The organism is Rhizobium sp. CB3090 (assembly GCF_029714285.1).
Classification (GTDB): domain Bacteria; phylum Pseudomonadota; class Alphaproteobacteria; order Rhizobiales; family Rhizobiaceae; genus Rhizobium.
Window position 1 is genome coordinate 239,316 of the sequence record NZ_CP121662.1, and the last position, 14,819, is coordinate 254,134.

Here is a 14,819-nt window from a genome sequence, read left to right on the forward strand (position 1 = left end):
CATGACCAGCATTTTGACCAACGATGCGGCAATGTCTGCTCTCCAGACTCTGCGCTCGATCAACAACAATCTGGAAAATACTCAAAACCGCGTCTCCTCCGGCTATCGTGTCGCCAAGGCCTCCGACAACGCCGCCTACTGGTCGATCGCGACCACCATGCGTTCCGACAACAGCGCGCTTTCGGCCGTCTCCGACGCACTGGGTCTCGGCGCCGCTAAGGTCGACACCGCCTATACGGCAATGGACAATTCCATCAGTGTCGTCGAGCAGATCAAGGACAAGCTTGTCGCGGCAACGGAAAACAGCGTCGACAAGGCGGATGTCCAGGAAGAGATTTCGCAGCTTCAGCAACAGCTTGAGAGCATCGCACAGTCCGCTTCGTTCTCCGGGCAGAACTGGATGATCGGAGCCGACGGCGCCTCCGCGTCGGTCGTATCCTCCTTTGTCCGCAACAACGACGGCACGGTCGAAGTCAACAGCACCAGCTACACCTTCGATACGGGATCGCAAGGCAACGTGATGTTCGGCGCCAATGCTGACGGCACGATCAACACGAGCTCTGGTATCCTTGGCACCACACAGGATATCAATGGCACCGCCTATTCCGTCTTCAGTCTCGACATTACCAGCATGACGAGCGGCGACATATCCAAGGCGATGAACCTGGTGCAGTCGGCCCTCAACACGATGACGAGCACCGCATCGCAGCTCGGCTCGCTGTCGACCCGCATCGACCTGCAGACAAGCTTCGTTTCAACACTGAGCGACACGATCGACTCCGGCGTCGGCAAACTTGTCGATGCAAACATGGAAGAGGAATCGAGCAAGCTCTCGGCGCTGCAGACACAGCAGCAGTTGGCAATCCAGTCGCTGCAGATCGCCAACAATAGCGCGCAGAATGTTTTGGCGCTCTTCAAGTGAGCCTTGACTGGAGCTTACGCTAGGAAAGCGCGGCGGCATTTCTCTCTTGCCGTCGCGCTTAAGCTTTTGTTAGCCTTCCCGGGTACTGATTTGCAGTATCTGCGCAAAGCCCCGGTGTCCGATCGATTTCGTTGGCACCGTCAGGGCTTTATCTAGCGACGGGCCGCGTTGGGATCATTCCCGCTGGCGGGCATGAAGCCGTTCGTTGCTGCCGGATCCGGTCCGGTCTGCCGTTCCCAATAGAATTACGGATTTTCCGATGAGCAATGTGACGACGAACCCCGCCTCTTTGGCCGCGCTGACCGTATTGCGTGGCGTCACCAAAGATCTTGGTGTCGTGCAGGAACAGGTTTCGTCCGGCTATCGCGTCGAGAACGCGAGCGACGATCCGACCTATTGGTCGATGTCGAAGACCATGCAGTCGGACCAGAGCAGTCTTTCCACCATCAGCGACGCGCTCGGCCTTGGCGCCTCGAAGGTCGATACCGCCTCCACCGCCATGGATTCGGTCGTCGATCTAGTGACCCAGATTCAGGCCAAACTGGTTTCCGCCAAGGAACCGGGCACCGACAAGACTGCGGTCAATGCGGACATTCAGCAGCTCAAGAATCAGTTGCAGTCCGTCACCCAATCCGCGTCCTTCTCTGGTGAGAACTGGCTCTACAACACCGCTTCACAGCCGGATACCAAGCAATCCGTCATCAGCAATTTTACGCGTAGTTCCAGCGGCCAGGTCAATCTTGTGACGATCAATTACGACAGTTCGCAAACACTGATGATCGATAGCTCGGATGCGAGCCGCGGACTGCTGACGAAGGATATCGACGCCAGCACATTCGATACATCAGGTGGAGCGTCGACGTCCCGCAACTATTATCTCCTGGCTGCCGATTCCGGTACGGCTCCCTCCGACGGTACCGAAATTTCCATTTCCGACAGCACGACGGACGATCAAATCACCGATATGATCAATGTGACGAACTCGATCCTGCAATCGGCGACATCGGCGGATTCGACGCTGGGCTTGATGAAATCCCGTATCGACGATCAGTCCGACTACATTTCCAAGCTCAGCGATTCCATCAAGACCAGCGTCGGCAATCTTGTCGATACCAACATGGAAGAGGCATCCGCGCGCCAAAGTGCGTTGCAGACGGCGCAGCAGATGGGCGTTCAGTCGCTGTCAATCGCCAACACCATGGCGAGCAAGATGTTGATCCTGCTTCAGGCAAAGTGAATTCCGGGTCGGCATGGCCGAGAGGCTCGCGCCTGCCGCATTCATCCTCGCACAAGTTTGACCACCTACGGTCCATCGCAATGGCATGGCTGGGCTATTTTCGGGTGACATTCGGCGTCACGTCCGCAAAGCATGGCCGCAGGACGGAAACCGGAAGCGTGATGATCGACGTTTTGAGCATGGGAATTCTAGGGACCTGTCGAGAAATCAGCTCGCGGTCTTCTGCGAATGAAAAGGGGAGGATGTCAGCATGAGCGCGACACTATCCCGCTATCTCAAGGATTTCAGCGCCGAGCCACCGCCATCCCCCGGCATGGCGGATGTGCCGTTCGAAGAGATTTTGGACTTCCCGGAAACTCCGGCTGCGCCGCCCGTCGACATCGAGGCAGAACGTCGCGAGGCCTATGCGCAGGGGCACGAAGCGGCAACGCAGGAATTGACACAGAAGCATCAGGCCGAGCTGGAGACGATCGCCGAAACCCACCGAGGCGAGATGGAGGCTTTGCGTGCCCGATATGAGGAGCGCGCGGCGGAGAAAATCGTCAACGGATTGACACGGGTTGCCGCGATGCTCGGACAGGCGATCAGCGCGGAGGCAGCCGCCGCACTCGCGCCGATCATGACCGAGGAGCTGGCGGCCAGAGCCGTCGCCGATCTCGCCGAACGAGTGGAGGCAGCGATTCTCGATGGTGCGGCAGGCCCGATCACGGTCAGCGGCCCCCGTCATCTCTTCGAGAGCCTGCATGCCACTCTCGGCCAAAACGGCGTATTGCTACGCCACACCGAGGCGCGCGATGTCGATCTCACCGTAACGATCGGGGAGAGCGTTCTCGTGACCCGTATGTCTGCCTGGGCCGCTAGTCTGAAAGAGATTCTGAAATGAGCGACGGCGATCACAATCAGGGCAAACACGAAATCATCATCGTCAAGCGGCATGGCGGCGGTGACCATGAAGGTGGACATGGCGGCGCGTGGAAGATCGCCTATGCCGACTTCATGACGGCAATGATGGCCTTCTTTCTGGTGATGTGGCTGGTGAATGCCGCAAACGAAGAGACGAAGGCCTCCGTCGCCTCCTATTTCAATCCCATCAAGCTTGCCGACGAAAAACCGACGGAGAAGGGGCTGAAGAAACCCGTCGATAAGGCGGACGGGCAGCAGAACCAGGCCAAGTCGAAGAACAAGGAAGACAATCCGAACGACGGCAAGTCCGCCAAGACCGGCGAAGACCAGACCTCGACGTCGGGCGACCAGACCAATTATTCCGAAGCCGATTTCTTTGAGAATCCCTATTCGGTTCTGGCCGAGATCGCCCAGCAGGTCGGTCAGCAGGCCAATGTCAGCGCCAAGGGTGAGGGGGGTGCCGCACAGTCGGGTCCCGCCACGGGCGCGGATGGCGGCCAGGCCTATCGCGATCCCTTCGACCCCGATTTCTGGACCAAGCAGGTTCAGGTCTCTAGCGCCTCGAAGAAGGCAAACGAAGAACAATCCGCAAAATCCGACCAGTCGCCGAAGGGCGAGGTGATTGCCCTTTCCAAGGCGACTTCGGCCGATTCCGGTCAGCCGGCCACCCAGCCACAGATCCCGGAGGACCAGCCGACCCTGAGCGATCAGCAGGCGCCGACGGACCTGAAGACCCCCGTCAAGGAACAACAGAACAAGCAGGCTGCAAAGCAGACGCCGAACCAGCAGATGGCCAGCGCCGCCGCCGAGCAAAGTGATGCTTCGACAGCCGAAGACAGCACTGCGACGGCGCAGAACAGGGACGTCGCGCCGACGAAAGATCAGCAGCAGGACGCCAAGGACCTGCAGCAGGCGATCCAGAAAGAGCTCAGCGGCGTCGCCGGTCAACTCGCCGAGGGTCTTCAGGTCATGCCGGCGGAGGGCGGTCTTCTCGTGACGATTTCCGATCAGACCAATGATCCGATGTTCAATATCGGTTCGGCTGTTCCGCGCCAGGAGATGGTGCTGGCGATGGCGAAGATCGGCAAGATACTCGCGGAGCGCAAGGGGTCGATCCTGATCCGCGGCCATACCGACGGGCGTCCCTACATGGTCGACGGCCACAATGACAATTGGCGCCTCTCGCTCGACCGCGCCCAGAGTGCCTATTACATGCTCACCAACGGCGGGCTGGATGAGAAGCGGATCGCGCAGGTTTCGGGTTTTGCCGACCGTCGGCTGAAGCTGCCCGACGATCCCTTCAACGACGCCAATCGCCGTATCGAGATCCTGATCCAGGGCGCTTCGAACCAGGCCGCCAAGAGCCAGACCGATGGCGGCAATCAGGACCCGGCCAAGCCGGTCCAGGGCAAGCCGAACCAAGGCAAGCAAGGTCAGGGTAAACAGGGCCAAGGCAAGCCGGGCCAAGGCAAACAGGGATAGTCCATGGCGCGCATCCAGCATCGTCATCGCCTCGCGCTCGCTCTGACCCTCGGCATGGTCATGCCTGGGATCACTCGTGCTGAGGGTCAGGACAGCCTCCCGCTCTATAAGATGCTGCGCTCGCTCGAATTCATCCAGGACTCCGTCGTGGCGGGCGATAGCTCGGCCGGCGAGATGCAGCGTTTCATGCTGTCGACCATCGACGAACGCCTGCGCACCGCCGACAAATCGGTCTTCGAAGATAGCCGCAATGTCGATGCCGCGCTGATTTACGCGATGAGCGGCGGCAATCCCGCGACGCTGGAATATCTGATGTCGCGGGACGTCAACGGCAATTTCGACAATCGCGTCGCCGACCTTCTGAGGAAATATCTGAACGGCAAAGGGTTGTTGGTGGTCAACACGCTCGCCGATATTGCTCGGGAATATAGCGACAAGAAGATCGGTCCCTACATTTCGCTGGTTGCCGCCAACGTCATGTCCGCGAAGAACCCGAAGGCCGCACTCAAGCTTTATGACTGGGCGCGCTTGACGTCGCCGGGCACTATCGTCGAGGAATCGGCGCTGCGTCGTTCCCTTGCTCTGTGCACCGATACTGGGATGGTGCGTGAGGGGCTCGACTATGCGCAGCGCTATTCGAGGCGCTTCCTGCATTCGCCCTATGCCAGCCAGTTCGCCAACCTCTTCGTACAGCTCGTCGTCGATCATGACGCCGAGGTCAAGCAACAGGATATTGTCGATATCCTGTCCTTCATGGACCCGCCGAGGCAGCGGGAAATCTATCTGCGAATGGCGCGCCGCGCCGCAATCGCCGGCAAAGCCGATCTTGCCGCACTCGCTTCCGGTCGCGCCCAGGCGATCTCCAACGACGGCGGCGATGCATTCGGCGCGCTGGCGGGCTTCTATGGCGGCATTGCCGGCGTGTCGACGCCCGACTTAGGGGCGGCGGTGCGCAACATAGATCAGATGCCGGCCGGCGAGTTGAACGCCCGAGACCGCGCTCTGCGCGATGCGGCCAAGACGGTGGCGGACGAAATCCTGCGGGAGCCGGACCCGACAAGCCTGACGCAAGTCTCACCCCTTAATCTGCCTAATCAAGAAAATACTGAACACGATGCTGCTGTGACGAATCTACCTGGGGCCCAGTCCCCTGGCATGGCGGGTGTTGAGGAGGGAGTCACCGCAAAGGCGGCTCACGCACCGGAGGAAGGGAGGCAGGAGGCCGACTCTTCATTCAACGCATTCGTCACGACGAGCCGCTCGAAGCTTGATGCCATCGACGGTCTGTTGAAGCAGGAAAGTCATTGATCATGATGGATATCGGTATTGCCAGTGCCCCACCTGGGGCCGATCTGGTTGCTGTTGCCAAGGGCGGGCGTTCGGCCAAGCAGGATGACAGTGACGGCAAAGGTTTTCTGGATGCGCTGTCCAGTTCGCGCGGCAACGAGCGGAAACCCGACACGGCCGACAAAGGCGATCCGGGTGCGGCCGATACTACGGCCGGAACCGATGGCAATACCAACGCAGATGCGGATGCCGTGAAAACAGCGTCAGGCGATCCGACGGCGATCGCCGCGGCCACGGATGATAACAGCGCCGGAGCCGGCTTGATCGATCCGTCCACCGCCAATATCGCTGCCCTCGCTGAGCTGGCCAAGGGCTCCAAGCAGCCTGGCGGAGCGAAGTTCCCGCAGGGAGCAGACGCAGCAAATCTTTCGAAATCTCTGATGGGTCTTCAAAAGCCGGCGCAGGTGGATACCGCATCTGCCGATCAGGCTCAGGCGACCGATCCGGCCGGCAATGCGGATGCGGCGCAGGTTCTGGATCAGGCGCAGACCTCGGATCAGCTCGACGATATTGCGCAGCAACTGGCGGACGCGATTGCCGGCAATCAGCCGGCGCAAGGCACTGGCGATGGTAAGACGCAGGCGCCGGGCAAGATAGGCAAGACTGCGTCAGTCGATGACGACGGTAAGGCTTCGGCGACGCAAGGCACCCAGGCAAGCGGCGCGGCATCGGACGCGCTGTCGCTTTTGAATGTGCCGCAGGCGGCCAATGCGGTCGCGGCTGCACCGCAGAGCGTGGCGAATGTGTTTACTGGCGTCGACGCAAAGACGCAGGCGGAACCGGATCAGTCTCTGCCGAAACTTGGCGATGTGACGGCGCTGAAAGATGCATCGGCAAATGCCACGGATTCCGACACAACACCTTCTGTTGCCACCGACGCCACGGCGCAGACTTTCCGACTGGTGCGCGCCGACGGTCGCGGCGGCGCGCTCGACATGTCGATCAGCAAAGGCAGCGACGATACGGCACAGGTCGATGCCAAGCCATCATCGGGCAGCGGCAATGCGGAGACCGTTACGATACTGGATTCCCGCCGCTATCTCGGCCTCGCGGCCAACTCCAACGCGACGCTCGTCACAAGCGCTCTGGCAGGAGACGGGGAGTGGTCGGGCGCGATGCAGCCGGCCTCGGCACTTTCCAACGCGGCCAGCTGGACAAGCACCGGCAAGGTCGTCAATACGCTCAAAATCCAACTGCATCCCAACGATCTCGGCCAGGTCACCGCCACCATGCGGCTCTCCGGCGATCAGTTGAGTGTCGATCTCAAGGTGCAGACCAGTGAGGCCTATCGGCAGCTCCATGCCGATCAGAGCCACATGGTCGATGCGTTGCGCGCCCAAGGATATCAAGTCGACAACATCACGGTGTCCCTGGCCTCGAACGCGGATCAGCAGCAGTCGGATAGCGGCAGGCAATCCACCTCCCAAGGGCAGTCCCAACAGCAATCCCTATTGAACCAGGGGCAGGGCGGGGACGCGCGACCAAAGGGGCAGAGCTATTCGGGGCAGCAGGCAAATGGCAATGACGGCAATCGCAACACGGGCGAACGCGGCATGGAAGACAGCGCTGCTGGCAGTGCTCAGCGCCTGCGCTCTGGCGACGTTTACCTCTGACGCCTTTGCCTCCGCGAATGGTGCTCCGCCCGACAATGGCGCCGCCGGCCTCTGCGAGCGCGAAATCCAGTCGGCTGCGGCGAAATTCGGGATACCGGAAGGGATTCTCTATTCCGTCGGTTTGACGGAGACCGGACGCAAAGGCTCGCTTTACCCCTACGCCCTCAATATCGAAGGCAAGCCGGTTTTCCCGCCTTCCGAAGGCGCCGCTTTGCAGACTTTCGTTGCGGCGAGACAGAGCGGAGCCAAGCTGATCGATATTGGTTGCATGCAGATCAACCAGTATTTTCACGGCGAAAACTTCGCCTCCGTTGCCGATATGTTCGACCCGCATCGCAATGTCGAATATGCTGCCAAGTTCCTCCGCGATCTCCACGACAGGCATGAAACCTGGACGATGGCGGTAGCAAGATACCACGCTGGACCGAACAACGACCCTGCCCAGAAGGTCTATGTCTGCCGTGTCATCGCCAATCTGGTCGCCACCGGATATGGAAAATGGACGCCCAATGCGGCAGTCTTCTGTCAGAACTAAAATAACCAAAAGTTGTATGTCGCTTTTTGTGCGTCGCCGCTAACCTATTTGGCGTGGTTGACAATATGCGGATCGCGTGAATTACATATATTCATAATATACTAACTAACCAAATTTTTATCGGTGTAAAACGAAAGGTACCCACTACATATAGTGCAAATCGGACCCTAAATCTTAATCAATTATTAATTTCCGTCACTCATTTCCTTCAGTTGTTCGTGATTCACCTGATTCGTACCCATAGTCCATCGAAACACCACACTGATTCGGAGGCGGACGAATGATCGTAGTGGTTGATGAGCGAGAGCTCGTTAAGGATGGTTACACTTCTCTCTTTGGGCGCGAAGGCATCCCGTCGACGGGGTTCGATCCCCGGGAATTCGGCGAATGGGTCACGACCGCTGCGGACGGCGATATTGCCGCCGTCGAAGCATTTCTGATCGGACAGGGACAGCATGTGCACGAATTGCCCCGGGCAATTCGCGACCGGTCGGTCGCTCCCGTCATCGCCGTCAGCGATCAGCCCTCGTTGGAATCGACGCTGGCGCTCTTTGATTGCGGCGTCGACGATGTCGTCCGCAAGCCGGTGCATCCCCGCGAGATCCTGGCCCGTGCGGCTGCGATCCGCCGGCGGCTGAAGGCGATCACCAGCTACACTGACATCGGCCCGATTCGCGTCTTCGCCGATGGCCGTGATCCGGAGATCAACGGCGATGTCTTCGCCCTGCCGCGGCGCGAACGGCGCATCCTGGAATATTTGATCTCCAACCGCGGCCGTCGCGTGACCAAGACGCAGATCTTCAACGCGATCTACGGCATCTTCGATGAGGAAGTCGAGGAGAACGTCGTCGAAAGCCACATCTCCAAGCTGCGCAAGAAGTTGCGCAAGAAGCTCGGTTTCGATCCCGTCGATTCCAAGCGCTTCCTTGGCTACTGCATCGATTGGAATTAGTCCATCGATCGGGATTTGGCGTAGCAACGCTCGAACCCCGCGTGTAATTCCCTCCCAGAATTTCTCCCAATTCCCCAGAATTATACGTGGGCCTCGAACACCGATCGCGGTGTTCGAATGCGAAGGTGCGCCATCTCTTACCTTTACTGCGACCGTTGAGCGCTCCTGATGACGCGTCGCAGCAATCTTCGAAAAGCTGCTTCATGATGACCGGCTTTTCCTCTTTTCAGACAGCTTCACGCAAGGCCCGCCCCATACTCTCAGCCTTACGAGGAAAACGAGGATTCCAGATGAGCATTTTCGGCAGCATGAAAACCGCGGTTTCAGGGATGAACGCCCAGGCGAACCGTTTGGGCACTGTTTCTGACAACATCGCCAACGCCAATACCACCGCTTACAAAGAAGCAACGACGAGCTTTTCCTCCCTCGTCCTGCCTTCCACGGCCGGCAGCTACAGTTCCGGCGGCGTGCAGACGTCGGTACACCAGGCGATCTCGCAACAGGGCACCATATCCTACACGACCTCGGGCACTGACCTCGCAATCCAGGGCAACGGCTTCTTCGTCGTTCAGAGCTCGTCCGGACAGACGTTTCTGAGCCGCTCCGGCGACTTTTCGGCTGATGCCTCGGGCAACCTCGTCAATTCCGCCGGCTTCACGCTGATGGGCTATCCCGCCAGCTCGTCCGGGACGGCTTCTGTGGTCGTCAACGGCTTCAGCGGTCTGGAGCCGATCAATGTCAGCCAGAATGGCGTGACCGCCGTCGCCACGACGACGGGCGAGATGGAAGGCAACCTCAATTCCAATGCCACTATCGCGACCAGCACTTCCACGGGTTATCTGCCGTCCGATAATCAGGCGCCGGTAACCGATGATACGAATAAGGTCTCGATCACGGGTTACGACAGCCAGGGCAACGCCACCACCTTCGACGTCTACTATACCAAGACAGCCGACAACACGTGGGATGTAACCGTCTACAATCAGGCAGACCTGATCTCCAATCCGACGTCGGGCGGTAAACTCTATAGCAGCGATCCGGTCGGTAGCACGGAGCTCGATTTTGACGATACCGGTGCTTTGACGAGCGGCGGGACCTTCGATCTCAGCTTCACCAGCGGATCGACGACGCAAACCATCTCGATGGATATGACGGGCTTCACCCAGGTCGCCACCGACTTCAACGCAACGGGCAGCATGAACGGCCAGGCTCCGAACCCGGTGACGAGCGTCACGATCAGCAAGGATGGCACGGTCAATGCGGTCTATAAGGACAGCTCCACCAAGGCCCTCTATCGTATTCCGCTCGCCACGGTGGCAAGCCCGGACAATCTGACGCTCGAGAGCGGCAACGTCTATTCGGCTAATGGTGACTCCGGTGTTACGGTGACCGGTTTCCCGCAGAGCGGCAGCTTTGGCTATATTCAGTCCGGCGCGCTGGAAGAATCCAACGTCGACCTTGCGACCGAACTGACGACGATGATCGAGGCGCAGAAAAGCTACACCGCGAACTCCAAGGTGTTCCAAGCCGGTTCCGACCTTCTGGACGTTCTCGTCAACCTGCAACGTTAATCAGTACGATAGGGTACCGAGTCAGCCATGTCGCTCACCACAGCACTCAATAACGCGCAAGCGATATTCAACAATACCGGCACGCAGAGCAGTGTCGTATCGAACAATATCGCCAATGCCGGCAACGCGGATTATACCCGTCGCCAGGCGATGTTGACGACGGACATGACTGGCGCACAGGTCGTAAAGATCGCCCGCGCCGACGAGCCCTCCTTGCAGAAAGCTTTCCTGGGCAGCACGTCCGACGATGCTGCTCAGCAGCGCCTGCTGAAGGGTTATGAGGATATTCAATCCGGAACGATCGGCGGCAACGACAACGAGATCGCGCCGTCCACCTATCTTGCCGCTTTGCAGACGGCAATGCAGACCTATGCCGGTTCGCCGGCCAGCACTACCGCGGCGCAATCCGCCGTCAACGCCGCTCAGGATCTTGCAAATTCGCTGAACAACGCCACCACGGCCGTCAACGGAATCCGCGCCGATGCCGACAAGGAAATCAGCTCGGATGTCGATTCGCTGAACAGCTTGCTCGCGCAGTTCGAGCAGGCGAACGATGCTGTCAAGACGGCGACCGCGACCGCCGGTCCCACATCCTCTGCGCTGTCGGATGCGACGGACCAACGCGACGCGGTCCTGAAGCAGATTTCCAAGATCGTCGGTGTCACCACGGTAACGCGATCGAACGGCGACATGGCGCTCTATACCAGCGGCGGCACGACGCTGTTCGAGACGATACCGCGCCAGGTCACTTTCACGCCGACGAATTCCTACACGGACGGCACCGTCGGCAACAGTGTTTATATCGATGGTGTGGCAGTCGACCCCGGTGAAGGCGCGGACACGACCGCGCAGGGCAGCCTTCAGGCAGCCCTTCAGGTTCGCGACGATGTTGCTCCGACCTACCAGAAGCAACTCGACGAAATCGCCCGCGGCCTAGTGTCGATGTTTTCGGAAAAGAACCAGGCCGACTCCACTCAAGATGCGTTGCCCGGCCTTTTCACCTGGAGCGATGGTACCGTGCCGACCGATGCCACCGCCGTCGCCGGCATGGCAGGTACGATTGCGGTCAATCCCGCATTGATCACCTCGGAAGGCGGCGATCCAACCCTTTTGCGGGATGGCGGCATCAACGGCTCCGACTATGTCGTCAACACCAGTGGCGACAGCGGCTATTCTACTCTGCTCGACTCCTACGTCACCGGCTTTGACACGAAGATGGACTTCGACGCCGATGCCGGTTCCGACACGGCGGCCAGCATCATGAATTACGCGTCCGATTCTATCGGCTGGCTGGAAGATCAGCGGAGCTCCGCAAATTCTGCGGCGGAAAATACCTCCGCGGCGCTGTCGCGGTCATCCGAAGTCTATTCGAACGAGACCGGGGTCAACCTCGACGAAGAGCTGACGCTGATGATGGACATCGAGCAATCCTACAAGGCGGGAACGAAGATATTGAACGCCGTGAACGAGATGCTTCAATCGGTACTGGATATTGCGAGCTAAGCCATGAAACTTTCCTTCATTTCAAGCGCAGCCATTCAGAACGCTATGCGCCAGACGATCCGTCAGTCGCAGAATGAGATGACGGACGCTTCGACCGAAGCGACGACCGGTGTCTATGCCGATATCGGCGTCGCGCTGGGCAGCAACACCGCGCTCAGCGTCAATCTCACGCGGGAAGTGACGCGTATCGATTCCCTGCTTGGCAGCAACTCGATCGCCGATCAGCGCATGTCGTCCTCGCAGACGGCCCTGACCGATATGTCGTCCCAGGCCCAGAAGCTGATGGACCAACTGGTGGCGCTGCGCGGCAATACCGATGGCAGCAGCGTATCGCTGACGCAGCAGACGGCGAGCGCGACGCTTTCGAGCTTCCTTTCCGATGCCAACACCATGGTTAATGGCGAATATCTCTTCGCCGGCACCAATACTGACGTGCAGCCAATGACCGACAACACCGCCGATGCAACGACGTCTATCCAGGATGCGCTGACGCAATATGCCAGCGACAACGGCACGACGGTCGATCAACTCACCGGCGACCAGATGACGGATTTCATCACCACCCAGGTCGAGCCGATGTTCACCGACGACAGCAGTTGGTCGGACTGGTCAGCTGCTTCGGATCAGAACATGTCGAGCCGCATCAGCAACTCGGAAGTGATCGATTCCTCGACCAACGCCAATGAACCCGGCATGCGCTACCTGGCGCTCGCAACCACTGTCGTCAATTCGTTGATGGACTCGAGTTTGAATCTGAGCCAGGACGCGTTGAATGCGGTCAACGATCAGGCCACCAGCTATACGCGTCAGGCGATCGACGGAATCAACGACCAGTCGAGCCAGCTCGGCCTGTCGCAATCGCGTCTCTCAGATGCGAACACATCGCTGAATGCTCAGAAAGATATCATTAACACCAACATCGGTGACCTTACCGGAGTCGATCCTTATGAGGCTTCGACCAAGGTCAACAGCCTCGAAACTCAGCTTGAGACAGCCTATACTATCGTCTCCAAGATACAGCAGCTGAGCCTTGTAAATTACCTTTGATGATCAAAGGGATGTAATGACCAGGAAGGATGCATGAATGTATCAGTTCTCATATGCGGAAGTCATGCAGGATGCGGTGGCCGACGCCAAGGAACGAGAACGACAAGTTCTGGACCGGTCGATAGCTCTTCTCTCCGCGGCCCGTGACAAGGGGAAGTACGGCCGCGAAGCGATCGAGGCGCTGTTCTACACAAGACGCGTCTGGATCAGCTTTATCGAAGATCTGAAAAGTCCGGAGAACCAGCTCAACGTCGAACTGCGTGCCAATCTGATCTCCATCGCAATCTGGATTTTGAAGGAATGCGATCGGATCCGCAGGCGCCAGTCCGAAAATTATCAAGGCATCATCGATGTCACCACCATCATCAGGGATGGACTTAAATGAAAAGTACGCTTCGCATATCGCTTAAAGCCGGGGAAAGAATTTTTATCAACGGGGCCGTGCTGCGCGTTGACCGCAAGGTCGCCCTGGAATTCCTGAATGATGTGACCTTCCTGCTCGAGAACCACGTTCTCCAGCCGGAGGATGCGACGACGCCGCTGCGCCAGCTCTATTTCATCGCGCAGATGATCCTCATCAATCCGGAAGGCAAGGAGCAATCGACGGCGATGTTCCGCAAGTCGATCGTCATGCTGCTGTCGTGCTTCCGCAACGAGGAAGTGCTGGCCGAGCTGAAGCGTATCGACGGTCTCGTCGCCACGGGCCGCGCCTTCGACGCGTTGAAGGCGATCCGGGCTCTCTACCCGGTCGAAGACAACATTCTTCATAGCCAGGAGATGCCGGCGGCAACGATCGAGCACATCCGGCGGGAGATCGCGCCGTGGCGGTAGATCCGGTCAGTGTGCTCAGCAGCAGCAGTACCAGCAGTACCAGCAGTACCAGTTCGAGTAGCGCTGCAGCGGCGTCGACAAGCGCCACTCTGAACTATAACGACTTCCTCCAGCTGCTCATCGCCCAGATGAAGACGCAGGATCCGACCGATCCGATGGATGCCAGCCAGCAGATTTCGCAGCTCGCCAGCTTCTCTCAGGTCGAACAGCAGATCCAGACGAATTCGCACTTGGAAACAGTGCTGCAGAACCAATGGATTTCGAATGCGTCCGATTATATCGGCAAGGAAATCCTGAGTGCTGACGGCACCGTGACCGGGACGATCAAGGAAGTGACCGTCTATTCGGACGGTATCATCGCAGAAACAGAGGCGGGCGATAAAGTTCTGCTGCAGGCCGGTGTTACTGTTGCTCCCTCGGGCACGACTATTGATGCTCCGACGTCGACGACTGATACTAGCAGCAGCGATTCGTCTAGCAGCACCGACTAAACCAGCGGCTCATGAGGAGCCGGCTGAACTAAAGGATGAAGATATCATGAATGAAGCCGATGCATTGGATATCTTCCAGGCGGCGATCTGGACGGTGCTCGTTTCTTCGGGCCCGGCCGTTCTCGCCGCCATGCTTGTCGGCCTCGTCATCGCCTTGATCCAGGCGCTGACCCAGGTACAGGAGTCGACATTGACCTTCGTGCCGAAAATCGTCGCCGTGATGGTGACCATCGGCATTACGGCCCCTTTCGTCGGCTCGCAGATTTCGATCTTCACCAACCTCGTCTTTTCCCGAATTCAGTCGGGGTTTTAGGACAGCGGGCAATCTGCGCGAGGCCATTCTCGCGCAAGCTTCGCCTTTTAATGATCTGACCGAATAGGGCAA

At 58.7% G+C, this 14,819-nt stretch carries 15 protein-coding genes; all 15 read left to right on the forward strand.

Translation table 11 applies throughout. From position 1 onward, the window contains the following. The first annotated feature begins 1 nt into the window (after nucleotide 1). The gene (locus QA646_RS01180) at nucleotides 2-922 is read left to right on the forward strand and encodes a flagellin (RefSeq protein WP_283057121.1); all 921 of its coding nucleotides are present in this window, start codon (nucleotides 2-4) and stop codon (nucleotides 920-922) included. Nucleotides 923-1,181: 259 nt separating this feature from the next. Further along, on the forward strand, nucleotides 1,182-2,159 hold the full coding sequence (locus QA646_RS01185) for a flagellin (RefSeq protein WP_283057122.1): 978 nt from the start codon (nucleotides 1,182-1,184) through the stop codon (nucleotides 2,157-2,159). Nucleotides 2,160-2,409: 250 nt separating this feature from the next. Beyond that, on the forward strand, nucleotides 2,410-3,042 hold the full coding sequence (locus tag QA646_RS01190; RefSeq protein ID WP_283057123.1) for a hypothetical protein: 633 nt from the start codon (nucleotides 2,410-2,412) through the stop codon (nucleotides 3,040-3,042). After that, entirely contained in the window at nucleotides 3,039-4,544 is a 1,506-nt protein-coding gene (locus QA646_RS01195; protein WP_283057124.1) for a MotB family protein, read from the forward strand. The genes QA646_RS01190 and QA646_RS01195 overlap by 4 nt, the downstream gene beginning before the upstream one ends. A 3-nt stretch (nucleotides 4,545-4,547) precedes the next feature. Further along, the gene (gene motC / locus QA646_RS01200; RefSeq protein WP_283057125.1) at nucleotides 4,548-5,852 is read left to right on the forward strand and encodes a chemotaxis protein MotC; all 1,305 of its coding nucleotides are present in this window, start codon (nucleotides 4,548-4,550) and stop codon (nucleotides 5,850-5,852) included. A 2-nt stretch (nucleotides 5,853-5,854) separates the two neighbouring features. After that, nucleotides 5,855-7,504: a flagellar hook-length control protein FliK gene (locus tag QA646_RS01205; protein ID WP_283057126.1), complete on the forward strand. Its 1,650-nt coding sequence runs from the start codon at nucleotides 5,855-5,857 to the stop codon at nucleotides 7,502-7,504. Further along, nucleotides 7,413-8,039, forward strand: coding sequence for a transglycosylase SLT domain-containing protein (locus QA646_RS01210; protein ID WP_283057127.1), 627 nt, complete (start codon nucleotides 7,413-7,415; stop codon nucleotides 8,037-8,039). The genes QA646_RS01205 and QA646_RS01210 overlap by 92 nt, the downstream gene beginning before the upstream one ends. Before the next feature lie 280 nt (nucleotides 8,040-8,319). Then, entirely contained in the window at nucleotides 8,320-8,991 is a 672-nt protein-coding gene (locus QA646_RS01215) for a winged helix-turn-helix domain-containing protein (RefSeq protein ID WP_104822015.1), read from the forward strand. A 290-nt stretch (nucleotides 8,992-9,281) separates the two neighbouring features. After that, complete coding sequence (locus QA646_RS01220; protein WP_283057128.1) at nucleotides 9,282-10,562, forward strand: flagellar hook protein FlgE; 1,281 nt, start codon at nucleotides 9,282-9,284, stop codon at nucleotides 10,560-10,562. 27 nt (nucleotides 10,563-10,589) lie between these two features. Then, entirely contained in the window at nucleotides 10,590-12,065 is a 1,476-nt protein-coding gene (gene flgK / locus QA646_RS01225; protein ID WP_283057129.1) for a flagellar hook-associated protein FlgK, read from the forward strand. Nucleotides 12,066-12,068: 3 nt separating this feature from the next. After that, nucleotides 12,069-13,112: a flagellar hook-associated family protein gene (locus tag QA646_RS01230; RefSeq protein WP_283057130.1), complete on the forward strand. Its 1,044-nt coding sequence runs from the start codon at nucleotides 12,069-12,071 to the stop codon at nucleotides 13,110-13,112. A 37-nt stretch (nucleotides 13,113-13,149) separates the two neighbouring features. Next, the gene (flaF, locus tag QA646_RS01235) at nucleotides 13,150-13,497 is read left to right on the forward strand and encodes a flagellar biosynthesis regulator FlaF (RefSeq protein ID WP_028751223.1); all 348 of its coding nucleotides are present in this window, start codon (nucleotides 13,150-13,152) and stop codon (nucleotides 13,495-13,497) included. Continuing rightward, a complete protein-coding gene (gene flbT / locus QA646_RS01240; RefSeq protein WP_028751224.1) occupies nucleotides 13,494-13,943 on the forward strand; it encodes a flagellar biosynthesis repressor FlbT in 450 nt (149 codons plus the stop codon). Before flaF ends, flbT begins: the two co-directional genes overlap by 4 nt. After that, nucleotides 13,934-14,434: a flagellar hook assembly protein FlgD gene (gene flgD, locus QA646_RS01245; protein ID WP_283057132.1), complete on the forward strand. Its 501-nt coding sequence runs from the start codon at nucleotides 13,934-13,936 to the stop codon at nucleotides 14,432-14,434. Before flbT ends, flgD begins: the two co-directional genes overlap by 10 nt. A 46-nt stretch (nucleotides 14,435-14,480) precedes the next feature. Then, the gene (gene fliQ / locus QA646_RS01250; RefSeq protein ID WP_283057133.1) at nucleotides 14,481-14,747 is read left to right on the forward strand and encodes a flagellar biosynthesis protein FliQ; all 267 of its coding nucleotides are present in this window, start codon (nucleotides 14,481-14,483) and stop codon (nucleotides 14,745-14,747) included. Nucleotides 14,748-14,819: the final 72 nt, after the last annotated feature.